17 protein-coding genes are annotated in these 22,485 nt (G+C 69.0%); 10 read left to right on the forward strand and 7 right to left on the reverse strand.

All coding sequences use genetic code 11. The features are described 5' to 3' along the window. Positions 1–18: 18 nt before the first annotated feature. The gene (locus tag WMF43_RS48700; RefSeq protein ID WP_437675730.1) at positions 19–585 is read left to right on the forward strand and encodes a hypothetical protein; all 567 of its coding nucleotides are present in this window, start codon (positions 19–21) and stop codon (positions 583–585) included. Positions 586–752: 167 nt separating this feature from the next. On the opposite strand, the gene WMF43_RS48705 is transcribed toward WMF43_RS48700, so the two are convergent. After that, positions 753–1,592, reverse strand: coding sequence for a Uma2 family endonuclease (locus WMF43_RS48705; RefSeq protein ID WP_437675731.1), 840 nt, complete (start codon positions 1,590–1,592; stop codon positions 753–755). Between the two features lie 1,059 nt (positions 1,593–2,651). Further along, positions 2,652–3,470, reverse strand: coding sequence for a hypothetical protein (locus WMF43_RS48710; protein WP_437675732.1), 819 nt, complete (start codon positions 3,468–3,470; stop codon positions 2,652–2,654). A gap of 614 nt (positions 3,471–4,084) precedes the next feature. Between WMF43_RS48710 and WMF43_RS48715 the strand changes: the two genes are divergently transcribed. Genes WMF43_RS48715 through WMF43_RS48725 form a run of 3 tightly spaced genes read left to right on the forward strand, consistent with a single transcriptional unit; the run spans position 4,085 to position 5,811 of the window. Then, positions 4,085–4,258 carry a hypothetical protein gene (locus tag WMF43_RS48715; RefSeq protein ID WP_437675733.1) on the forward strand — a complete coding sequence of 58 codons (174 nt, stop codon included), beginning with the start codon at positions 4,085–4,087 and terminating at the stop codon, positions 4,256–4,258. Beyond that, positions 4,255–5,301: an AAA family ATPase gene (locus WMF43_RS48720; RefSeq protein ID WP_437675734.1), complete on the forward strand. Its 1,047-nt coding sequence runs from the start codon at positions 4,255–4,257 to the stop codon at positions 5,299–5,301. The genes WMF43_RS48715 and WMF43_RS48720 overlap by 4 nt, the downstream gene beginning before the upstream one ends. A gap of 3 nt (positions 5,302–5,304) precedes the next feature. Then, a complete protein-coding gene (locus WMF43_RS48725; protein WP_437675735.1) occupies positions 5,305–5,811 on the forward strand; it encodes a hypothetical protein in 507 nt (168 codons plus the stop codon). 211 nt (positions 5,812–6,022) lie between these two features. On the opposite strand, the gene WMF43_RS48730 is transcribed toward WMF43_RS48725, so the two are convergent. Then, complete coding sequence (locus WMF43_RS48730; protein ID WP_437675736.1) at positions 6,023–6,640, reverse strand: JAB domain-containing protein; 618 nt, start codon at positions 6,638–6,640, stop codon at positions 6,023–6,025. 292 nt (positions 6,641–6,932) lie between these two features. Between WMF43_RS48730 and WMF43_RS48735 the strand changes: the two genes are divergently transcribed. Then, positions 6,933–7,223, forward strand: a complete 291-nt coding sequence (locus tag WMF43_RS48735) for a helix-turn-helix domain-containing protein (RefSeq protein WP_437675737.1) — start codon at positions 6,933–6,935, stop codon at positions 7,221–7,223. Positions 7,224–7,278: 55 nt separating this feature from the next. Here WMF43_RS48735 and WMF43_RS48740 read toward each other — a convergent pair whose 3' ends face one another. After that, positions 7,279–7,554 carry a hypothetical protein gene (locus tag WMF43_RS48740; RefSeq protein ID WP_437675738.1) on the reverse strand — a complete coding sequence of 92 codons (276 nt, stop codon included), beginning with the start codon at positions 7,552–7,554 and terminating at the stop codon, positions 7,279–7,281. Positions 7,555–7,584: 30 nt separating this feature from the next. Between WMF43_RS48740 and WMF43_RS48745 the strand changes: the two genes are divergently transcribed. The 5 genes from WMF43_RS48745 to WMF43_RS48765 all read left to right on the forward strand — a co-directional run bounded on the left by WMF43_RS48745 (position 7,585) and on the right by WMF43_RS48765 (position 15,351). Continuing rightward, positions 7,585–9,303, forward strand: coding sequence for a type I restriction-modification system subunit M (locus tag WMF43_RS48745; RefSeq protein WP_437684234.1), 1,719 nt, complete (start codon positions 7,585–7,587; stop codon positions 9,301–9,303). Continuing rightward, entirely contained in the window at positions 9,300–10,643 is a 1,344-nt protein-coding gene (locus WMF43_RS48750) for a restriction endonuclease subunit S (protein WP_437675739.1), read from the forward strand. Before WMF43_RS48745 ends, WMF43_RS48750 begins: the two co-directional genes overlap by 4 nt. A gap of 14 nt (positions 10,644–10,657) precedes the next feature. Beyond that, entirely contained in the window at positions 10,658–13,771 is a 3,114-nt protein-coding gene (locus tag WMF43_RS48755; protein WP_437684235.1) for a type I restriction endonuclease subunit R, read from the forward strand. A 108-nt stretch (positions 13,772–13,879) separates the two neighbouring features. Beyond that, positions 13,880–14,773 (forward strand): PD-(D/E)XK nuclease family protein, encoded by an 894-nt coding sequence (locus tag WMF43_RS48760; protein WP_437675740.1) that lies wholly within the window; start codon positions 13,880–13,882, stop codon positions 14,771–14,773. After that, complete coding sequence (locus WMF43_RS48765; protein ID WP_437675741.1) at positions 14,770–15,351, forward strand: hypothetical protein; 582 nt, start codon at positions 14,770–14,772, stop codon at positions 15,349–15,351. Before WMF43_RS48760 ends, WMF43_RS48765 begins: the two co-directional genes overlap by 4 nt. A 289-nt stretch (positions 15,352–15,640) precedes the next feature. Here WMF43_RS48765 and WMF43_RS48770 read toward each other — a convergent pair whose 3' ends face one another. From WMF43_RS48770 to WMF43_RS48780, 3 genes are all read right to left on the reverse strand, one after another. Then, on the reverse strand, positions 15,641–17,623 hold the full coding sequence (locus WMF43_RS48770; protein ID WP_437675742.1) for an alpha/beta fold hydrolase: 1,983 nt from the start codon (positions 17,621–17,623) through the stop codon (positions 15,641–15,643). A gap of 163 nt (positions 17,624–17,786) precedes the next feature. Then, positions 17,787–19,475, reverse strand: a complete 1,689-nt coding sequence (locus tag WMF43_RS48775; protein WP_437675743.1) for a 5'-nucleotidase C-terminal domain-containing protein — start codon at positions 19,473–19,475, stop codon at positions 17,787–17,789. Positions 19,476–19,667: 192 nt separating this feature from the next. Further along, entirely contained in the window at positions 19,668–21,572 is a 1,905-nt protein-coding gene (locus WMF43_RS48780; protein ID WP_437675744.1) for a right-handed parallel beta-helix repeat-containing protein, read from the reverse strand. Positions 21,573–22,485 lie beyond the last annotated feature (913 nt).

Raw genomic sequence — 22,485 nt, forward strand, 5'->3', positions numbered from 1 at the left:
GAGGTTCTGGCGGATCCGGTGCGACCCTGGCAGCTGGATCTCGACGTCGGCGTGCGCGCGGGAGGCAGCGTCCTGGTCAGTGAAGGCAGGCTGTTCCTCGGCTGGTGCGGGTCCGGGGACACCGGGGCGGAGAAGGTGGCGTGGCTGCCGTACTTCTCGGCGGGCCTCTCGGCGAGCGCCGGCGCCGCCTGGGTCGACGACCCCCGCGGGGTCGGCGGCGAGGTGCGCGTCGCGCGGTACACGCTCGGCCCCGAGCTCCGCGCCGGCCTTGCCGGCGAGAGCGGCACGATGGACCATTACCTCTATCTGGCCGTGGCGCCGGTGTACGTCTTCGCCGGGACGCTGAGCGATCGGCTCCCCGAGGCCGGCGGCGCGTTCGGCGCGCGCGTGGCCTTCGGCATCGGTCTGCCCGTGAAGTGGCGAAGGATCTTCGGGAGCCCGGACGAGAAGGGGTGTGACGGAACGAGCGAGTGTCTCGTGAGGGACGTCTTGTTGTTCGTGATACCCAACCACGGCGAGCTCGCGTACGAGAACGTGGCCGGGTCATCCCATCGGGTGGGCGGGGCGATCGGGTACAGCTTCTGAGGCGCGCGCCGGGTCCGCGAGCGCCGCGGCGGCCGGCTCGGTCGACGGGCTCGAGCGACCGCCGCCGCGCCGCGGAGGCCGTCGCCCGCGCGCGCCCGCCGCGCCGCGGAGGCCGTCGCCGGCCGCCTCGCGCGCGCTGTCGCCCGCGCGCTCCGCCGCGCCGTCGCTCAGCCGCGCTCGCGCTTCAATCGCGCGAGCTCAGCCAAGGCCTCGGCCAGCCTCTGCTCGGCCTCGTCGGCGCGCCGCCGCTCCTCGTCGAGGCGCTGCTCCGTCTGATTGAGGCGCTGCCGCTCCTCGTCGAGGCGCTGCTCCGTCTCGTCGATACGCGCCTCGAGATCGCCCACCATCGCCCCGAGCCTGGTGAGCAGCTCGTGGGTCTCCGGCAGCGGCGCGAGCCCGTGGAAGAAGCGCAGCCGGTCGCCCTCCAGGCCCAGGTCCAGGCCGAGCACGGCGCTCGTGAGCCGCCCCTCCTGCGGGACGATGGGCTGGTAGCGCGCGCTGCCCGCGGCGAGGCGGAAGCCGCGCAGCCGTCGGCGCCGGCGGTCGAAAACGAAGTACTCGGGGATGCCGAGCGCGGCGTAGCGGGTGACGTTGTCCTCGAGATCCTTCTTGCTGCTTCCGCTCCAGAGGACCTCCAGGGCGAGATCGACGCCCTTGCCTTCGGCGCTCACGGACCAGACGCTGCGCTCCTTGACCTGGACGTCGAGCACCGCGATGAGGTCGGGCGCGAACATGCGCTCTGCCGGGTAGTAGACCGGCAGCTCGCACGCGAGGTAGACGCGCCGGCCGATGCGCTGGAAGTACCCGCCCAGGGTCTCCTTGGCGGCCGCCTTCGGATTGAAGTGGAAGTCGCCCTCGGGCGGGCTCGCCTCGGATACCTCGAACTCCGACGGGAGCGTATCGAGGACGCGCTGCCGCTCGTCCGGCGTCATGCGATCCCAGAGGTCCTGCGGCGGGGCCCGCGGATCGTCGGGGTCGATCACCCACGAGGAGGGAGCGCGCTGCATGGTCCGAGCATACCGGACCAGCGCGGGCGGGACCACGCCGGCGCCTCCACGTCGCCCCGCGGCGCGCGACGCCGCCGCTCGGGGGAGCCGTCCGCCGCTCGCCGCCGGGGCGCCGCTCGCCGGCTTGCCGGTCCGGACGGTCGCCCGTTCCTCGATCCCGCGGTGAGCCGGCGGGTGTGCTCTGCGGCCTGCAGGGCGGTGCTACCGAGCCGCGGAGGGCACTCTGCTTTGTGTTCCGGAGGGGTCCGGACCCTCCGCGGGCGCTCTGCTCTGCGGTCCGGAGGCGGCTCCGACCGCTCGCGGGCGCTCTGCTCTGCGGTCCGGAGGCGGCTCCGACCGCTCGCGGGCGCTCTGCTCTGCGGTCCGGAGGGGTCCGGACCCCCCTTCTGGCACAAAAAGCGGACGACCCGCGGGGCTTCTGGCACAAAAAATCGGTGTGGAACGCGAATTTTGGCACAATCTTGCCCGCGAAGGCGCTCTGTCGAGTGGTCTCGAGGGGTCCGGACCCCGGTGTGCCGCAATGCATTGCGTTTGAGCCAGTGCCGGACCCCCCCTCGCATGGCACAGATTCCGCGACCTGGCACAGTTCCGGAGGCTGCTGGCTGGGGTAGGCAGAGCAAGCGGGACGGCACCCCGTGGCGCTCGGGGCTGCCACGCGGTGGAGGCGGCGCGTGCTCTTCCATCCCGGAGCCTGTGCGCTACCCATGTCGCTCATGGAGCCGATCACCTCGACGAGCGCTCAGGCGGATCCTTCACGTCCCGAGGATGACCGCGTGCGCTTCCTTCGCGCGGTGGCACAGGGGCTCGCCGACGATGCTGCGGACCGCGTGATGGACACGAAGGCGCTCAAGGAGTCGCTGGAGCGCGAGGTCGGGCCGATAACTTGGCCGTAGTCTGGACAGAACGCGCCCGCGACGACCTGGTCGACACCTTTCGTTTCATCGCACGGGACGGCGCGGAGACGTGGCTTCACGCCGTCGAGCGAGGCGGGGTGGAGACGGGCGGGGGTGGGGGGGGAGAGGGCAGCGCCGGCAGCGAGCGTGCGGCCTGCGAGCGAGCTCAGAGGCCGGACGGCAGGAGGTCGGCGCTCGGCACGTCGGGCGGAAGCGGCGGCGGGACGTCGTCCTCGGGCTTGCCGTTCTTCCGCGCCGCGCCCCGGCCGCTCGGCCCGACGCTCCAGCCCACGAGCGGCGCGAGCAGCTTGTCGGCGAGCTCCTGCGTCTCCGGCTCGTCGGGCTCGACCGCGCCCATCACCTTGATCACGTAGGCGCGCAGCGCCTCGGTGAAGGCGTCGAGCGCCTCGCGCACGCTCGGCGGCGCCTCGGCGGCGATGGCCGCGGGCGCGGTGACGCCGAGCGCCTTGCCGTACGCGGCGTGCGCGGCCTCCAGGGCGGCGAGGAACCGCTTGCCGCCGAGCGCCTCGATGCGCACGTCGAGACCGTTCTTGCGGATGCGCTGGATCCGGAGCTCGCTCTCGGACCATTGCAGCACATACGTGAGCTGGAGGAACTTGAGCCCTCCGGGGAAGAGCGTTGCCTTGAGCGAGCTCGCCTCCGCGACCTCGGGCGCGCCGGGCGGCAGCTTGGTGAACGCGGTCAGGAAGTCGTGGAGCCCGCTCCAGCAGCCGTCGAGGACGCGGTCGCACTGGACGGCATCCTCGCTCGGCTCCCCTTCTCCCGGGAGCGACACCTGATCGCGCAGCGCCGCCGCGAGATCGCCGTGCCGCGACGAGAGCGCGGCGAGCACCCGCGCGATGCCCTTCGAGATATGCCTCTTGAAGGGCTTCGCGGCCGAGAGCAGCTGCTCGCCGAGCGCCATGGCGCCCACCGCCGTGAGGCGGGGGAGCTGGATCACTTCCGATGCGGTGTACTTGGTCATGAGAACACCCTCGTCCGCGGCAGAGCGCGGGATTGCGCTGGAATGCCAGACGGGCAAGCGTCCTCTATTCATCAAATGAGGAGATGCGTCCAGAGGGATTTTGATGCGAAGACGAGCTGTAGAAGAGGGGAGGTGTCGAATTCCTGCCGTGCCGGGGGAGCGTGGCGGAAGAATTGGTGAGAAGAATGAGGGATACTGCGGGGCTCGCTGGGCTCGGGCGGATCCGGTCAGGAGCACGAATCTGACCGGGACGACGAGATGTGCCGCCGTCCGGCGGGGGCGGGGAACCTCGGCGAGGAGGCGCCGTCGGCGGGCCAGCAGCCCGGGGTGACGCGCGCGCAGGTCGAGCGCGACGGTCCGGTGCCGTGCGGCGTGTGATGTCGAGAACGACGGCGATCCTGCGTCGCTCGGCGGCCCGCCCCCGTCGGCGCCGGGCTGCTCCGGCACACTTCCCGAGCGGAGGAGCAGCTTGGCGCCGTGCGGCGGCGGCTGGGCGGGAGCGGCTCGAGCTGCCCCAGCTTCGCCCTCCGGTGGTCGACCCTTGTTAGGCGAGCCTGGCGCGGCTACCGTGCGGTGCCTCGCGTCATGCTCGCCTCGCTCGGAAGGGGAACTCGTTGAAGCTCGAGGACGTCACGAACGGCGCGACCATGGAAGGCGTGGACCGGTCGAGCCTCGTCACGACGATCGATCGGGCTGACGAGCCACGCCTCACGGCCGCGATGGCGTTGACGGCCGGCGGGGTGCCTGAGGAGAAGGATCAGCTCGACCTGCTTGAAGGCAAGACATGATCAGGTCACTTCACGTCAAGAACTTCACCGTCTTCAGCGAAGCGGAGCTCGACTTCGGAGAGCACCTGAACGTCTTCGTGGGGGAGAACGGCACGGGGAAGACGCACGCGCTGAAGCTCGCCTACGCGATCCTCGCGACGAGCTGGGAGGAGGGGCGAAAGCCCAGCGCCGCTCCGCCGACCAAGACCGCCGTGCAGACCCGGCTCGCGGACAAGCTCGTGAGCGTCTTCCGCCCCGAGGCCCTGGGGCGCCTCGCGCGGCGACGGCAAGGGCGCGAGCGCGCTGACGTGCGGATGGCCTGCTCCAACGAGGCCTGGGATATCTCGTTCGGCTTCTCGGCGCAGAGCAAGTCGGACGTGACGATCGAGACGCTCCCCTCGGAATGGGTTGACGTCGCGCCGGCCTACCTGCCGACCCGGGAGCTTCTCACCATCTACCCAGGCTTCGTGTCCGTGTACGAGAACCATTACCTCGAGTTCGACGAGACGTGGCGCGACACCTGCCTTCTCCTCGGCGCGCCGCTGAAGAGGGGCGTCAAGGAGAAGCGCGTCCGGGAGCTCCTTGGACCTCTGGAGGAGGTGATGGGCGGGGCGATCGAGCTCGACAAGAACGGCCGGTTCTACTTTCGCAGCGGAAGCGGCCGCATGGAGATGCCGCTCGTGGCAGAGGGCCTGCGCAAGCTCGGCATGCTCGCCCGCCTCATCGCGACCGGAGCGCTGCTCGACAAGGGGTGCCTGTTCTGGGACGAGCCGGAGGCGAACCTGAACCCGCGACTCATCAAGAAGGTCGCGAGCAGCATCGTCGATCTGAGCCTCGGCGGGATCCAGGTGTTCATCGCGACGCACAGCCTGTTCTTGCTGCGGGAGATCGAGATGCTGCTCGCCGCTCCAGACCGGGAGGTCGACGCCCGCTTCTTCGGCTTGCACCTGTCGGACGCAGGCGTCTCCGTGCAGCAAGGCCCGTCCGTGGACGATATGGGCGCCATCGCCGCGCTCGACGAGGAGCTCGAGCAGTCCGACCGCTTCGTGAGCGCGGGAGGCTGAGCGATGCCGACGGTCCGCGTGGAGAAGCTGGAGTTCGAGTTTCCGAGCTCGTGGAAGGTGAGCAAGTACGACGACTGGGAGTTCTACCGGCGCCAGTTCGCCAAGATATGGAACGGAATCAACTCGCTCGACCTGCTCGTCGTCGAACCCGACCGGACGGTGTGGCTCGTCGAGGCCAAGGACTACCGATTTCACCAGCGCACGAAGCCGTCCGAGCTGCACGACGAGGTTGCGCGCAAGGTCTTCGATACACTCGCCGCGATGCTTCCCGCGAAGGTCAATGCCAGCAGCGCGGAGGAGGCGAAGATGGCCGCGGCCGTGCTCGGCGCGAAGAAGCTGCGGGTCGTGCTTCATCTGGAGCAACCCAAGAAGCACTCGACATTGCGTCCGCGTGCCATCAATCCCGCGGATGTTCAGCAGGCCCTGCGGCGTGTGCTCAAGCCCATCGACGCCCATCCGTTCGTGGCGGAGACGAGTCGCATGGGCTCCCTCGCCTGGAGAGTGACATGACCACCACGAAGCGCTGGGGAGGTTCGCGTTCGCCCGGAGCTGTGAAGGGCAACAACCTGCGCCGGCTCGGAAGACCGAGGCCTGGCGCCCGACCGGCGTCACGATAACGCGGTCTTGGAGGGGAACTCAGCACAGCCGTACAGGTGGGGCTGGCGCGATGGCCGAAGCGGAGCGCAGTCGACGTGCTCGCCAGGGCGTTCCCCTCGTGGGGTCAGCGAGCTGAGCCGGCCCGGAAGACCGAGGTGTAGCGCCCGGAAGGCGTCACGATGACGTGGTCCTGAAGGGGGACACCGATCAGGTGGGCGGCGTGCTCGACTTCCCGGGTCAGCACCACGTCGTCGTCGGACGGCGCGGGGTCGCCGCTCGGGTGGTTGTGGGCCAACACGAACGCGACGGCGCCCAGCTCGATGGCGGCGCGAAGGACATCGGCGGGGCGCATGGAGCCACCCAGGAGGCCGCCGCGGCAGACCATGCGCGCGCCGCGGACGCGATCGCGGGCGTCGAGCGCGGCGAGCCAGACCTCCTCGTGGACGAGCGGCGCGAGCGTCGCGTGGAAGAAGCGGGCGACGTCGCGCGGGCGCCGCAGGCGCTTCGGGCGGCGCGTGCGCGCGGCGTGCAGGCGCCGGCCGAGCTCGAAGGCGGCAGCGAGGCGAGTCGCCGCCTGGAGAGCGACCTCGGCGCGCTCCGCCAACGCAGCGGGGGAAAGGCGAGCGAGGGCCGGGAGGTCCTCGGCGCGGAGCGCCGGCCGGCCCAGGTCGGGGACGGCGAGCACCAGCTCCAGCAGGGCCGCGTCCGGCATGGCGGGGACGTCGACGGGGGTGAGGCTCATCGGGCGCCTCCGCGTGTCGGAGGGCGGGCGGCCGGCGCGAGCGCCTGGTGGGCGCGGCGGCGGTGGGGCTTGAAGGGACGGGGATTTTGCCGGGGATCGGGGAGTGTGCGAACGATCTGCACGTCGGACCTCGCTTGACTCGGGGTTCGGCCACGCAGCCCGGGGCGTTGGCGCGCCCGCGGGCTGCACTTGTTTGTGCGCCTCGCAGCTTACCCGGCGCGTTCGGGCGCGGTCAATGGAACACGACCTATGAGTTGTTTTTAATCGGAGCGGCTGAAGGTACGCCGACCGCATGGAGCGCGACCATGCGGATGTGGTGCTCGAGTACATCGGAGCGAACGTCCATCGTCACCGCGTGCGGCTGGGGCTCACCCAGGACGCCCTCGCCGAGGCGGCGGAGATCAGCACGGGCTTCCTGCAGCGCGTCGAGAGGGGAAAGACGAACGTCGGGGTCGTCGTCCTGGTCCGGCTGGCCGACGCGCTCGGTGTCGAGCCCGGCGTCCTGCTGCGCCGCGCCGCCCTGCCCGCGGTGACGCGCGGTAGGCCGCCCAGCACGCGAGCGAAGCGCCAGCTGCAGAGGTAGGCCGACGGCGGCCAAGCTCTGACACCCTCGCCAGGAACCGAGCGCTCGCGGCGGCTTACGTGAAGCGCTCGCCGTTGATTGTCGATTCGGTGCGGTCGTAATCTGCTCGCACCGCATGCCGACCAAACGAGACCTTCTGACCCACCTCACCCGGGACGAGCTGCTGGCCTTGGTGGCCCGCTTCGAGCTCCCCGTGAGCGATCGCCGCGTCCGCGATCAGCTCATCGACGCCATCGTCGAGGCGCGCAGCGCCGACCTGTCCGAGGTCCTCCTCGGCTACCCCCGCGACCGGCTGAAGGAGCTGTGCCGGAAGCTCGGCCTCGACGACCATGGCAAGGAGAAGGCGCCGATCGTGGATCGGTTGCTCGGCAAGACCGCGACCGCGGCGGTCGAGGTACAGGGCGCGCTGCCGTTCGAGAAGGCGCCGCCGGGACCGAAGCCCAGGGCAGCTGAGAAGGCCAAGGGGAAGGCCGCCGAGGAGGTCAACGGGAAGGTTGCCGCCAGGCCGAACGGGAAGACGGCGAACGGCCACACCGGCGCGCTCGCCGCCGAGAGTAGCGGTGGCGACCTCGGCTTCGAACGCAAGCTCTTCCAGGCCGCGGACAAGCTGCGGAACAACATGGACGCGGCCGAGTACAAGCACGTCGTCCTCGGGCTCATCTTCCTCAAGTACATCAGCGACGCCTTCGATGAACTGCACCAGCGGCTGTCGGCGCAGGTCGACGAGGGCGCCGACCCCGAGGACCGCGACGAGTACCGCGCCGAGCGCGTCTTCTGGGTCCCGAAGGAGGCCCGCTGGGCAGCAGTCCAGGCCAACGCGAAGCAGGCCAAGATCGGCCAGCTCATCGATGACGCGATGGTCGCCATCGAGCGCGACAACCCCTCGCTTAAGGGCGTGCTGCCGAAGAACTACGGCCGCCCCCAGCTCGACAAGCAGCGGCTTGGCGAGCTGGTCGACCTCATCGGGACCATCGGCTTCGGCGCCAGGCAGAACAAGTCGAAGGACATCCTCGGCCGCGTATACGAGTACTTCCTGAGCGAGTTTGCGCTCGCCGAGGGCAAGAAGGGCGGGCAGTTCTACACGCCGGGCTCGGTCGTGCGCCTCCTCGTCGAGATGCTCGCGCCGTACAAGGGCCGCGTCTACGACCCGTGCTGCGGCTCGGGCGGGATGTTCGTACAGTCCGAGAAGTTCATCGAGGAGCACGGCGGCCGCGTCGGCGACATCAGCGTCTACGGACAGGAGTCGAACCCAACGACGTGGCGCCTCGCCAAGATGAATCTGGCCATTCGCGGCATCGAGGCGAACCTGGGCCCCGAGAACGCCGATACGTTCCACCGCGACCTGCACAAAGATCTCAAGGCCGATTACATCCTGGCGAATCCGCCGTTCAACGCGAAGGACTGGGGCCAGGAGCGCCTCAAAGAAGACGTACGGTGGAAATACGGCACACCGCCCGCCGGCAGCGCGAACTACGCATGGATCCAGCATTTCATTCACCATCTCGCGCCGGCGGGGCAGGCCGGGTTCGTGCTGGCGAACGGCTCGATGTCATCGAACCAGTCCGGCGAGGGGGAGATCCGGAAGGCTCTCATCGAGGCGGACCTCGTCGACTGCATGGTCGCCTTGCCGGGGCAGCTCTTCTACTCGACACAGATCCCCGTGTGCTTCTGGTTCTTCGCCCGCGACAAGAGGAGCGGTCGATTTCGCGATCGGCGAGGGCACATCTTGTTCATCGACGCCCGCAAGCTGGGGCGGATGATCGACCGGACGCAGCGCGAGCTGACCCAAGAGGACATTGCGCGCGTCGCCGGAACTTATCATGCATGGCGCGGTGACAAGGGCGCGACGAAGTACGAAGACGTTGCCGGTTTCTGCAAGAGCGCGACGCTCGATGAAGTGCGCGCGCATCAGCACGTCCTGACGCCGGGGCGGTACGTAGGGGCAGAGGATGTGGAGGACGACGACGAGCCGTTTGAGGAGCGACTCCCGAAGCTTGTCACGAGGTTGGAGGCACAGTTTGCGGAGGCTGCGAGATTGACGACGCTCATCAGCAGCAACTTGAGGAGGCTTCCGAGATGAGTAGCGAATGGGCCCAAATGTCTGTTGCAGAGCTTCAGCGACGTGGCGCGCTTCTCGTCGAAGACGGAAATCACGGGGAATATCGCCCTCGATCCAACGAGTTTTCCACGGAGGGCGTGGCGTTCATTCGCGCAGCCGATATGCATCATGGGCGCGTGCTATTCAACACGGCCGAGAAGATTAATGACGTCGCACATAGGCGCATTCGCAAGGGCATCGGTGCGAGAGGAGATGTTCTTCTCTCGCACAAAGGGACTGTGGGCAAGGTTGCCCTCGTCCACGACGATGCGCCACCATTCGTGTGCTCACCGCAGACGACGCTCTGGAGATGCCTGGACCTAGGAACGCTAAATCCACGATTTCTCTTTGCGCTTCTGCGTTCTGCGACATTCCAGTCCCGACTCGATGCACTCAAGGGCGAGACTGACATGGCAGACTACGTGAGCCTCACCACGCAGCGAACTCTTACAATACCCGTTCCGCCGATTCGGGAGCAACGCGCCATCGCTGATGTACTCGGCACTCTTGACGATAAGATTGAACTGAATCGACGCATGAACGAGACGCTAGATGCGATGGCGCGCGCGCTCTTCAAGAACTGGTTCGTCGACTTCGACCCAGTGCGGGTGAAGATGGAGGGGCGAGCTCCCGTCGGGATGGATGCGCAGACAGCGGCACTCTTCCCTGACAGCTTCGAGGAGCATCGCGATTTAACCGTGCCGAAACGATGGCGGACTCGAAGCCTTTACAATTCGGCCACATACATCAACGGAGCAGCCTATCGCGACTTTCACTTCACCACCGAGCCCGGTGCCTTGCCGGTAATCAAAATCGCCGAGCTTAAATCGGGACTAACTCAGCAGACGAAGTTCACAAGGACCATCATTGCAGAAAAATATCAAATCAACAACTCCGACATCCTCTTCTCTTGGTCAGGAAACCCAGACACATCGATTGATACGTTTGTATGGCACCGCGGCCAGGGCTGGCTGAATCAGCACATATTCAAGGTCGTTCCTCACCGCGATAATCAAAGATTGTTCGTGCTATACTTACTAAAATGGCTGCGCCCACGGTTCGCGGAAATTGCGCGCAATAAACAGACCACCGGTCTTGGCCATGTCACCGCGGAGGACATGAGGCGGATAACTGTAGTAGAGCCGCCGGACCCCGTTCTAGATGCCTTCAACATCGTAGCCGGCCCTTTGTACCAGAGGTGGTACGCCAACCTCCACGAGTCTGAAAGCCTAGCCGAGCTTCGCGATCTCCTCCTCCCTCGCCTCCTGTCCGGCGAGCTTCGCATCAAAGACGCCGAGAAGCTCGCCGAGGCTGCCCCGTGAGCCCCTCCGCCGGTATCCCCGCCGTGACCGAGTCGGACGTCGAGGAGCTCGCCCTCCAGACCTTCGCGCGCCTCGGTTACGAGTGCCTCCACGGCCCGGAGATTGCCCCCGGCGAGCCCGCTGCGGAGCGTGCCACCTACGCGGACGTCGTGCTCCGGGGCCGCCTCGACGAGGCGCTCCGCCGCCTCAACCCCGGCGTCCCGCCGACCGCCATCCACGAGGCGCTCCGCAAGATCCTCGTCCCAGACGCGCCCTCGCTCCTCCAGAACAACCGCCGCTTTCACGGCCTTCTCCGCGACGGTATCGAGGTCGAGATCGCGACGCCGGGCGACGAGGTCCACGGCGAGCGCCTTCGCCTCTTCGACTTCGACGACATCGAGGAGAACGAATATCTCGTCGTCAACCAGCTCACCGTCATCGAGGGACAGCACAACCACCGCCGGCCCGACATCGTCGTCTTCGTGAACGGCCTTCCCCTGGCGGTCATCGAGCTCAAGAGCGCCGCCGACGAGAACGCGACGCTCCAGGGCGCGTTCAACCAGCTCCAGACCTACAAGGCGCAGATCCCGTCGCTCTTCGTCTACAACGAGCTGCTCGTCATCTCGGATGGGATAGGAGCGCGCCTCGGGACCCTCACCTCGCCGTGGGAGCGCTTCGGCCCCTGGCGCACGGTGGACGGCAGCGCCGTGGCCGCGCCGGGCACCCTGGAGCTGAAGACGCTGCTCGAGGGCGTCTTCGACCGAAGGCGGCTACTCGACCTCATTCGCCACTTCGTCGTGTTCGAGGAGGATCGCGACGAGGTCGTGAAGAAGATCGCCGGTTACCACCAGTTCCACGCCGTGTGCACGGCCGTGGAGGAGACGGTCCGCGCCACGCGCCCCGGCGGCGACCGCAAGGTCGGCGTCGTGTGGCACACGCAGGGCTCGGGCAAGTCGCTGACCATGACCTTCTACGCGGGCAAGGTCGTGCTGCACCCGGCGATGGAGAACCCCACGCTCGTGGTCATCACGGACCGCAACGACCTCGACGACCAGCTCTTCGGGACCTTCGGGCGCTGCCACGACCTGCTCCGCCAGAAGCCGGTGCAGGCGCGCGACCGCAGCCACCTGCGCGAGCTGCTCCAGGTCGCCGCCGGCGGCGTCGTCTTCACGACCGTCCAGAAGTTCCTGCCCGAGGAGAAGGGCGACAAGTTCCCCGAGCTCTCCGCGCGACGGAACGTGGTCGTCATCGCCGACGAGGCGCACCGCAGCCAGTACGGCTTCAAGAGCAAGCTCGTCAAGACGAAGGAGGGCGGCTATCTCGTGCCCGGCTTCGCGCAGCACATGCGCGACGCCCTGCCGAACGCGTCGTTCATCGGCTTCACCGGCACGCCCGTCGACGCGGTCGACAAGAACACGCGCGCCGTCTTCGGCGACTACATCTCGGTCTACGACATCCAGCGCGCGGTCGAGGACGGGGCGACCGTCCCCATCTATTACGAGAGCCGCCTCGCGAAGCTCGACCTGAACGACGACCTCAAGAAGGTCATCGACGACGAGTTCGAGGAGGTCACCGAGCAAGAGGAGGAGTCGAGGAAAGAGCGGCTCAAGTCGAAGTGGGCGGCGCTGGAGGCGGTCGTCGGCGCGGAGAAGCGCGTGAAGATGATCGCCGAGGACCTGATACGGCACTTCGAGGCACGGATCGAGACGATGGCCGGCAAGGCGATGATCGTCTGCATGTCGCGCCGCATCTGCGTCGACATGTACGCCGCGCTGGTCGCGCTCCGACCCGAGTGGCACAGCCCGGACCACGACAAGGGCGCGATCAAGGTCGTGATGACCGGCTCCGCGTCCGACCCGCCGCACTGGCAGCAGCACATCCGGAACAAGGGACGCCTCGCCGATCTCGCCGATCGGCTGAAGGACCCGAGCGACCCCCTCAAGCTCGTGATCGTGCGCGACATGTGGCTCACGGGGTTCGACGCGCCCTGCCTGCACACGCTCTACGTGGACAAGCCGATGCAGGGGCACGGCCTCATGCAGGCCATCGCGCGCGTGAACCGCGTGTTCCGCGACAAACCCGGGGGGCTGGTCGTCGACTATCTCGGCCTCGCCGACAACCTGCGGAAGGCGCTCGGCACGTACACCGAGAGCGGCGGCGAGGGCAACCCCGCCCACGACCACGCCGAGGCCGTGCCGATCATGCTGGAGAAGGTCGAGATCTGTCGCGACCTGTTCCACGGGTTCGACGTCATGGCCTTCGTGAACGGCACGCCGATTGAGCGGCTCATGCTCCTCCCGGCCGCCCAGGAGCACATCTTCGGGCTCGACGACGGGCGCGACCGGCTGGTGAAGGCCGTGACGGAGCTGTCCCAGGCGTTCGCGCTCGCGGTCCCGCACGACGATGCCCTGGCCATCCGCGACGAGGTCGCGTTCTACCAGGCCGTGAAAGCCGCCGTCGTGAAGACGTCGCTGTCGGCGTCGGGCAAGTCGGAGGCCGATGTCGAGCTGGCGATCCGTCAGATCGTGTCGAAGGCCATCTCGACGGACGGCGTGATGGACGTGTTCGCCGCCGCTGGCCTGAAGCGGCCGGACATCTCCATCCTGTCGGAGCAGTTCCTCGCCGACGTGAGCGCGATGCAGCACAAGAACGTCGCCGTCGAGCTCCTGCGGAAGCTCCTGCACGACGAGCTGAAGGTCCGGCGGCGCACCAACCTCGTCCAGTCCGAGGCGTTCTCCGACAAGCTGGAGAGGACCATCGCTCGTTACCGCAACCGCGGCATCGAGACGGCGCAGGTGATCGAGGAGCTGATCCGGCTCGCCGAGGACATGAAGGCCGCCCAGAAGCGAGGCGACGACATGAAGCTCAGCGACGCCGAGCTGGCCTTCTATGACGCCCTGGAGGCGAACGACTCGGCCGTGAAGGTGCTCGGCGACGCGGTGCTCGCGCAGATCGCCCGCGAGCTGACCGAGACGATCCGCAACTCGGTGACGATTGACTGGGCCGTGAAGGAGACGGTGCGGGCGAAGCTCCGCACCCTCGTGCGCCGCAAGCTGAAGAAGTTCGGCTATCCGCCCGACAAGACGGAGAAGGCGGTCGATACGGTGCTGAAGCAGGCCGAGCTGCTCGCGCTGGAGTGGGCGGCTTGACCGCCGTGCTCGGCCGGGGTCGCCACGGCGCCGAGGGATTCTGACGATTCGCGGTGTTGATGGGCCGGGTTCTGGTTGCCCGGGGAGAGGCGCTGGTGGAGGAGAGCAATGACAAGCTTCGCGCCAGGAATTGAAGCGTACGAGTCGCAGATCGACGCCCTCACCGCCGAATGGCGCGCCATCCGGGCCGGGGAGCAGGCGCACAGGGCGGCTGGGGTCGTAACGTACGAGTCGCAGATCGTTGCTCTTGCCGCTGAATGGCGCACCGTGATAGCCGGGGGGCAGGCGAACCGGACATCGGAGGTCGCATCAGAGGAGTCACAGATCGCTGCCCTCGCCGCCGAATGGCGCGCCATCCTGGCGTTGGAGCAGGCGAACAGGACGGCGAAGGTCGCCGCGTGGGAGGCTCGTGTCGCCGAGCTCCGCGCCGAGCACGACGCGCTCCTGCGGGATGGCGCCTGGGTCGGCGGACCGGATGACACGCTGAGCATCCTCGGGATTAACCGCAAGGAGCTGTACCATTCTGCCCTGCTGGCGTGGCTGCTCGACCCGCAGAGTCGACACGGCCTCGGCTCCAGGTTTCTCGAGGCCGTGCTCCGCCGCTGCACGTCGGATCTACCCACGTCCGACCTGCATCGCGCCCGGCCTGCGCTCGAAGTGGCCCAGGGGAACGCTCGCGCCGATATCGTTGTCACTGGGCCTGGACTCTGCCTCGTGATCGAGAACAAGGTCGATGCGGGGGAGCAGCCTCGGCAATGCGACCGGCTTTTCGAGAGCTTTGGGCGAGAGCCAGGCGCGTTGTTCGTCTTCTTGTCGCCCTCGGGACGGGCCCCGGAGACCGCCACCGACAGCGCGCAGGGAGCTTTTCATCCGATGAGCTATGCCGATATCGCCTCGATGCTCCGTGACGCGCTGGCACACGCGCCGTGGAAGGGCGCGACGGTCCACGGCCGCGAGGTGGCGTCCAACTATCTTGCAACCCTGGAGAAGGAGTTTCAATGAACCGTATCGACGATCCTCGGGCCGTATTCTATCTTCGGCATCAGGCGCTCATCGAAGAGTGGGCGGCTCTCGGCTCGTCCGCTGCCCAGCTGGCGCACTCGTTTCTGTGCTCCTGCGCGGAGGAGATCGCTGGGCTCGCCTCCGAGCTGTCTCCAGACGCCCACGTTCATAAACACCTGGAAGAAGACTGGCCGAAGGTCCTCGTGTGTTCGCCAGAATGGCTCGAGTCGAGCGAGGACGAGCTCGTGCCAAAGATCGGCATCGGCCTGGAGTGGAACTGGACGAACCGCCTGAGCTTCACGACCTCTCCTGGCTGCGCGTACACGGGGGTGTGGGTAGATACCGATCGTGACGGCGGCAAGGAACTGTCGAAGAAGCTCCGCGCCGCGTTCGTAGAGGCCGGCGTCACCAAGACGCACAAGCTCGCCACAAGCACCTGGTGGCCCGCCTACCGCTACGAGGTGGCAACGGGAGAGTACTGGAACGACCTCGCGCCTTACCGCGCACAGATCGTCCAGTCCGTGCGGCTCTTCTGGAGCGTGTTTGAACCGCGGATCCGGAAGGTGCTCGCGGGCTGAGGGTGCAGCGAGCGCCACGCGCTCCGCTTCACGAACCGCTACTTCGGGCTGTACCACCTCTCGGTGTGTACCTGGAGCGAGTACGTCCGCGGGATGCGCCTCGGCTTGGGCCTGTTCTTCATGAGCCACCAGAGATCGAGGACCGATCAGGTCAGCGCCGTCCTGGGCTTCGCCTCCCCGGTGGCGTTCTCCCATGCCCTCAAGGAGGCACGGCTCCCGTCGCCGGGAGCCGTGCGAGAGACCCTCCAGCTCATGTTGGGAGGAGGTGAATCAAGGAATCACCCGGCGATCAAGGAGCCCCCGCGCCGCCGTCGCGCCGATGGCGAATCCACGCGAGCACCGCCGGCGAGACGTCGGCCCGGGGGAGGCGCGGCGGTCGGATCGAGGCGGGCCGCCGGGGCGCGAGCGTCGAGGGGCGCGCTTCGCGATAGGCCGTCGTGTCGCCCCAGTCGTCCTCGACGCCCCACCAGACCAGGCTGGCCTCCGCGGACGCGAGCGAGAACTGGAGGGGCACGAGGTCCTCGGTACACGAGGTGTCCACGGCGCCGTCGCCGCGGAGGAAGCTCGCGATCACCAGGCCGCCGCACGATCTCGTGGGGTCCGACGCGAGCGGCGACGTGCTCGAGGGGACATGACCCGCGCCGGCCAGCATCACGAGCGGCTGGTTCTCTCCGTCATAGAGCTCCGCCACCTCCATCGCCTGCGCAAACGGCGTGCGCGTGTCGAGCTCCCCCGCGAGCCACAGCAGGGGTATGTCCGTGGGCACCGGGACCGGGAGATCCACGGCGTCGGACGGCGGCAAGGGCCAGGTGGAACGCAGGTGGACGATGGCCGCCGGATAGGAATTCCCCACCAGGAACAGCTGGGCGTCGGCCGCGGCCTCGAGGCCCTCACGGGTCGGCTCGGGGTCCTCCGGGAGCTTCCAGAGCTCCGACAGGCTGATGTTGTACTGGAGGATACCCGAGTTGAGGAACGGCTCGTCCCCCAGCGAGCCCCACGCCGCGGCCGCGTACTGCTCCATCACGTGCACGAGGGCGTTCTGATCCTCGGTGTTGCAGCGCTCCAGGCGGCGCACGAACGGGAGCACGAACGCCCGTGCCGTGACGCTCTCCATGAAGGCCGAATACATCGTGCGCGCGAGCGAGCGATCGAACACGCCGCAGGGCTGCTCCTCCAGGGCGGCCAGGACACCGCGGATCCGCTCGACGGGATCAGGCCCCATCTTGCCCGCGCAGGCGGCGTCCTTGGCGCAGGCCGCCGCGAAGCTGAGGCCTGCCTCGTTGACCCCGGCGTCGTACCGGTTGAAGGCGAAGCGCCCCGGCGTCATGAAGCCGTCGAACACGATCCCGCTGACGGCCCCCGGCTCGGCCAGCTGCAGCACCCGGTGGGCCCAGTGCGTCCCGTAGGAGCCTCCCCAGACGTACACCTCCTGGCCGGGCTCCCGCGTGGCCTCGATGCCGGCCAGCACGTCGAGGGCCGCCTGGCGCGTCGTGAACCAGGCGAGGCGCGCCAACTCCCCCGTGGTCTCGAGGTGCTCGAGACAAGCCGGCACCTGGCTCGGATCCAGGTAATACCCACCGAAGCTGTTGGGCGTGTCCTGCTGCGGACACGCCAACCGGTGGGAGTAACCCGTGCCGCGATGATCGATGACGTACAGATCAGCGTCGGGGAGCGTCGAGGCCAGCTCCGTCACCTGCTCGAAGAAGACTTGGCCGCCCTGGCCAGGACCGCCGGCAAGCAGCCAGACCTGCCGCCGTGACGCGACAGCCGCCCTGCGGCGAGCGATGTGCACCTCGATGGTCTCGCCGTCCGGACTGCCGTGATCGAGCGGCATGACGAGCCTGGCGCACTCGGTCTGGTACCCGTCGGGGCAGGCGCCCCAGGACACGGTCGGCGAAGGCGTGCTCCCCCCTGAGCCCCCCGTGCCGCCGTCGCCCGAGCCACCCGTCCCGCCGCCGCCATCGGTGCTGCCGCCGCCGCCATCGGTGCTGCCGCCGCCGCCATCGGCGCCGCCGCCGCCATCGGCGCTGCCGCCGCCGCCATCGGCGCTGCCGCCGCCGCCATCGGCGCTGCCGCCGCCGCCATCGACGCTGCCGCCGCCGCCATCGGCGCTGCCGCCGCCGCCATCGGCGCTGCCGCCGGCATCGGCGCCGCCGCCGCCATCGGCCCCCCCGCCGCCATCGGCCCCCCCGCCGTCGCCGGCGCCTCCGGCGTCCGCGGGCTCATCCCTCATATCCCCGCAGGCCAGCCCCATCGAAAGGAGAACACCCAACACCCATCCTGCGCGCCACCGCGCAGGGCCGCGTCGTCCGATCATGAACACCTCACATCAAGCAGACAAGCCCGTCCGTGTGCGCGACCCCGGCCGCTCCCCCGAATCGGCGCGATCGCGTCCATGCGACACGAGGTCTCGCTGGAATTCAACGTCTTCGGCGTCAGCCCTCGTCGGACCCCGTCACCGCCGCGTCCGTGCGCTGCTCCTCGATCGGCGCCGCCGGCGAGGCCTGGCCGAGGGCGCGCGAGGCCAGCGCGCCGGCCTCGCTGCGCGTCACCAGCCTGTCGCCGTCCTTGTCGAGCGCCTTCAACATCTCGCCGACGACCACCTCGGACGGCGTCTCGGCCGTCACCCTCGAGACCGCGGCCGTGAGCTCGGCGGCCGAGACGGCGCCGTCCCGATCGGCGTCGATCGCCTCGAAGCCCCCGAGCTGGCGCCAGAGCTCCACGGCGAACGACTCGACGAGCACGAGCTTCGGCTCACGCCCGCTGTCCGCCGGCGGCACCTTCTCCGGGTGCTCCTCCGCAAAACGCACGAGCGGCGCAATGTCATCCATGCCGCCGAGCAATCCCCGCACGACCGCGATCCGGTACTCGCGGTCTTCAACCAGCGGGCGGCCGCCGATCGCCGTCAGGACGCCCCGCGCGTCGACCGCCATCCGGTCGTCGATCTGGAGATAACCCCCGTGCTGCGTCGGGGCGCGGGACCGCGACGCGGCGACGGCCTCGCGGACGACGCGGCCGGGCAGGTCGACCACCACCACCTCGTTGCTGAAGGGGACCTCGGCCTTGAGATCCCCGTAGGTGAAGCGCTCCCGGTACACGCGGCCGCCGCGGATGCCGCCGCCGTTGAAGAGGCACCCGTCCGCCCCGAGCCCGTCCCGGAGCCGCGAGCAGACGAGCTCCCCGAGCGACGTCTGCTGCGACCGCGCGCCGACCGAGGAGAGCTCGGCCCCGGGCGGGAGCCGGAGCAGCGTGGCCGCGTCGAGGTCGCGCACGATCTGCATGTGGCGGTCGACGCGCGCGCGCATCGCCGGATCCTCGGGGTAGTCGGCCACCAGCTCGAGCCGGACCGCGACCGCGGGCAGGTCGGGCTCCCCGGCCGGCGGCGCCTCGGCCGGCCACACGAGATCGACGACGGCCGCGCTCACCGCCTCCGTGCCGGCCTTGATGACCCGGCAGCCGTCCACGTCGTCGAGCGACACCTCGTGCTCGTGGCCGCCGAGGATCACGGGAAAGCGAGGATCGCACTGCATCCGCGCGAGCGCGAGATCCTCGCCGCGGCTCTGGTGCGTTATCGGGATCACGCAGACACAGCCCTCCTCGCGGACGAGCCGGCCGGCCCAGCGGACCGCCGTCTCGTTCGCAGGCTCGATGGCGTACCCCCCGAACGCCCCCTGCCGATACAGGCCCTGCACGTGGACGAGCACGCCGACGAGGCCGATCCGGACCGACCGGCCGCCGGGGCTCGCGACCTCCATGATCTGGTGTGTCGGGAGCGCCGGAGAGAACGTGGGCATGTTGGTGTTGAGCCACGTGCCCCGGAACTCCTGCACCCGCGCCCTGAGCTCGGGCAGCGAGACGTCCGCCTCGTGGTTGCCGAAGATGGCGTGTGTGATCGGCACCGCGTTCATGCAGTCGATCATGCCCCTGCCGTGATCCAGGCTCGATAGGAGGCTCGGCGCGAGGAAATCGCCGGCCATCACCGCCATGAAGCGATCCGCCGGGCCGGCGGCGTGGCGCCGCACCAGGCTCGCGAGGCGCGGGAGGTTGTCGAGCGCGTAGACGTCGTTCACGCAGACGATGCGCAGCCAGGGGCCCCGCCGCGGACCTTGATCACCGGTGGTCATGCCAGCCAACGATAGACCATTTCCGCGGCGGGCGTCGGCCCGCGAGCGCCCCCGCGACGGGCGCCGCCCGGCGTGGGCGCCGATCCCCCAAAAGCGGCATCGCTCCCCCGGCGTGCCGCGTGGCCGGAGGAGCGATGGATCAGCCGCCCGTGAAGGACCGGCCGCGCCCGCGTGGCGGGCGCGCGCCCGCCGTCACTGCTGGATCGAGGCGTCGCAGGCCGACAGCGTGGCGCCGTCCACGGCCTGGGCCAGCGCCCAGTTGTCGAGCTGGCCGACCTGCGCCTGCTCGGCCCTGAAGGCGTAGTTGCTCGCGATCTGGACCTCGCCGCCGCCGGCCGGCTGGATGTACGCCGAGTAGCGCTTCGCCGCCACGTCGACCACCATCCGGACCTTGTACGTGGCGCCGCCGGTGTACGCGAACGTGGCGTCCGACGTGTACTTCGCGCCGTTCCGGGCGCGGACGTAGCCCTGGTTGTCGAACAGGACGATCGCGGCGAGCTTGGTCCAGGCGTCCGCGGCGCCGCTGGAGAGGCCGATCGCGCCGTCGATGCGCGAGGCGCTCGGCGTGACGTCCCAGCTCACCGTGAAGGCGCCCTGCTGGGCGGCCAGCGACGTGTTCGACCACTCGCCCGCCCCGACGACCGGGCACTCGGCCGACTCCTCGCCCGGCTCGGCCGTCTCCTCGGCCGGCTCGGTCGGCACCGCCGAGTCCGTCGGCTCCGCGGTCGTCGTCGACGTCGTGCTGTACTCGAACGCGCCGAGGTCGACCCCGCCCTCGGTGGGACGCCGCTGCGCCACGCCGGCGGGCGCGAGCGCGCCGCGCGGCGGGTGGTAGAGCGGCAGCGCCAGCGGCGTCGCGACGGGGTGCCCCGAGATGCCCGACGTCGCGCTCACCCCCACGTTCCGGAGCGGGCTCGACGCGAGCAGCGTCACGTCGCGGGCGCCCACGTTCGTGAAGCCCGGGTCGCTCACGATCTTCGTCCCCGTGAAGCCGGTGGGCACGGTCGTGCCCGTCGGCACCGCGTTGTTCACGCCCTTGATCAGCGCGCTGCCCGTCGCCCAGCTCGCGTCGTCGCGGAAGACCTGGACGCTCCCGCCGCCGACGCGGTGGAAGATGTTGTTGTGCAGCTCGATGCTCTCGATGCCGTCGAACAGGTGAATCGCCGCGCTCGAGCCCTGCATGAGCAGGAACGTGTTGTTCACGAACCGGTAACGCCCGTTCGTCTCACCGGTGCCGTCGCCGCCCACCCGCACCACGAACTGCGTGTGCGTCTTGCGGAAGACGTTGCCGACCACATCGGAGTCCTCCCGCACGAGGCCCGGATCCTGCCCGTCAGCGCCGATGAGCTCGAGCTCCTTGTAGAGCCCGCCCTCGATCCAGTTGTAATAGATCTCGTTCCGGCTCGCGCGCGACTTCACGGCGTTGCCGCCGTTCGCGTCGTGGACGTATGAATGCTGCATCCGGAACACGCCGTTCGGGTACTTCGTCTGGTCCATGCCGATGTAGATCGGGTGCTTCGTCGTGCCGGCGCCGCACTTGTACACCTCGACGTGATCCAGCGTGAGCGAGCCCGAGTCCCCGTCGGCGCCGAGGATGCCGTGCGCGGGACAGTCGCGGACCACCGTGTCGGCGATCGTGACCTCGTGGCCGTGGTGGAAAATGCAGCGGGACGAGCCGCCGGTCACCTCGAAGCCCTCGAACACGATGTAGTTCGCGTTCAGCTCGATGGTGTTCGTGCCCCCCTGGAGGAGGGGGCGCTTGCCATTGACCTTCACGCCGCGGATCGTGATCTTCGACGTGGCCGTGCCCGACTTCGTGAGCCGGATGTTGCCCGCGTAGGTCGCGTTGCCGTCGACCTCCACCACGTCGCCGGGGGCGAGGCGGCCGGCGAGCTCGCCGAGCGTCTTGATCGACCTCGTGGGGCCGACCTGGTACGTCGCGCCCGCGGCCTGCTCCTCCGCGTCGAGTTCCTCCGCGGCGACGTCCGCGTCGAGCGGCGCGCAGGCGAAACCCACGGCGGACAGCGCCAGCAGCGAGGCGGCGCGCATCCCGATGGTGAACGACTGCGACCCAAAGCCCTTGGTATTCGAATTCATGGCTTCTTCTCCCCCGGCGTCGTCAATCCCCTGCGTGAACAGGACCGTCACGGCCGAAGGACCAGGGGGCAGAAGAGGAGCCTCCCGCTGAAATCCTTCGCGCCTCGAACCTTCGGTGCAGACCGTTCAGCACCAACAGGGGCGGATACCGGCGCTCTCGTGGGTCAACTTATTCCTGGAACGGCGCGACGGGTCAAGGCGAAATAGTTTGGGAAGGCAAAAGGCTGCCAGTTTGGTCGCACAAGAGAGCTGCTTTTCACATCGAGGTTGCAAAAATTCGATGTGCGGTTGCAAGTGCGCAGTTCGGCTGCTTGGCTAAAGGGCCTTTACGGAAGACGCCGCCCGCTCGTGTGTGTGACGAAAAGCCACGATAAATTGTAGTCTGAAGCTCATTGATGCATTGATTTTCACGCATTTGGGCGGGCTCATCCGGAATGGCACCCGGCGCTCATGAGCGACGGCGGCGCCGTCCCCGGGCGCGCGGCGAGGGCTCGCCGAGGACGGGGGCGCGCAGACGCAAAGGCTCCTTCGAGTCCTCGGCGAGGCCCACGCGCCTCCGGAGAGAGGCTGTCTCGCGCGGCGCGCGACGCCGGATAAACACCCTCTTTCACCTGCTCTCGCGCCTCCGGCGCTCGCATGGATATCGCCGCACGGCGACGCCTCTGCCGTGCTCACGCCCGCGCGCGCGCCTCCCCGCGCGGGGCCGGCGCGGCGCCTGCTCCGAGGCGCTCGGCGCGGGGAGCAGGCCGCGCCCTCGCTCCGGCGAGGCGCCATGGGCGGCCGCGCGGCCGCGCGGCGCGCGCTGACGGGGGCGCCCGAGCCGGCGGCCACCCAAGCCCGCGGGCCACCGAGCCCGCCTCCGAGGCCGCCCCGCGCGGCGGAGACGCGGCGGAGGCGGGGCGGAGGCGCGGGC

This window comes from Sorangium sp. So ce131 (genome assembly GCF_051519095.1).
Lineage (GTDB): Bacteria > Myxococcota_A > Polyangia > Polyangiales > Polyangiaceae > Sorangium.

Excerpts from the sequence above, each read along its gene's own strand:
- WMF43_RS48725 (WP_437675735.1), top strand. The coding sequence starts at position 5,305 with ATGCCGACGGTCCGCGTGGAGAAGCTGGAGTTCGAGTTTCCGAGCTCG.
- WMF43_RS48780 (WP_437675744.1), bottom strand. The coding sequence starts at position 21,572 with ATGAATTCGAATACCAAGGGCTTTGGGTCGCAGTCGTTCACCATCGGG.
- WMF43_RS48730 (WP_437675736.1), bottom strand. The coding sequence starts at position 6,640 with ATGAGCCTCACCCCCGTCGACGTCCCCGCCATGCCGGACGCGGCCCTG.
- WMF43_RS48765 (WP_437675741.1), top strand. The coding sequence starts at position 14,770 with ATGAACCGTATCGACGATCCTCGGGCCGTATTCTATCTTCGGCATCAG.
- WMF43_RS48710 (WP_437675732.1), bottom strand. The coding sequence starts at position 3,470 with ATGACCAAGTACACCGCATCGGAAGTGATCCAGCTCCCCCGCCTCACG.
- WMF43_RS48760 (WP_437675740.1), top strand. The coding sequence starts at position 13,880 with ATGACAAGCTTCGCGCCAGGAATTGAAGCGTACGAGTCGCAGATCGAC.
- WMF43_RS48735 (WP_437675737.1), top strand. The coding sequence starts at position 6,933 with ATGGAGCGCGACCATGCGGATGTGGTGCTCGAGTACATCGGAGCGAAC.
- WMF43_RS48750 (WP_437675739.1), top strand. The coding sequence starts at position 9,300 with ATGAGTAGCGAATGGGCCCAAATGTCTGTTGCAGAGCTTCAGCGACGT.
- WMF43_RS48740 (WP_437675738.1), bottom strand. The coding sequence starts at position 7,554 with ATGGTCGTCGAGGCCGAGCTTCCGGCACAGCTCCTTCAGCCGGTCGCG.
- WMF43_RS48775 (WP_437675743.1), bottom strand. The coding sequence starts at position 19,475 with ATGACCACCGGTGATCAAGGTCCGCGGCGGGGCCCCTGGCTGCGCATC.
- WMF43_RS48705 (WP_437675731.1), bottom strand. The coding sequence starts at position 1,592 with ATGCAGCGCGCTCCCTCCTCGTGGGTGATCGACCCCGACGATCCGCGG.
- WMF43_RS48720 (WP_437675734.1), top strand. The coding sequence starts at position 4,255 with ATGATCAGGTCACTTCACGTCAAGAACTTCACCGTCTTCAGCGAAGCG.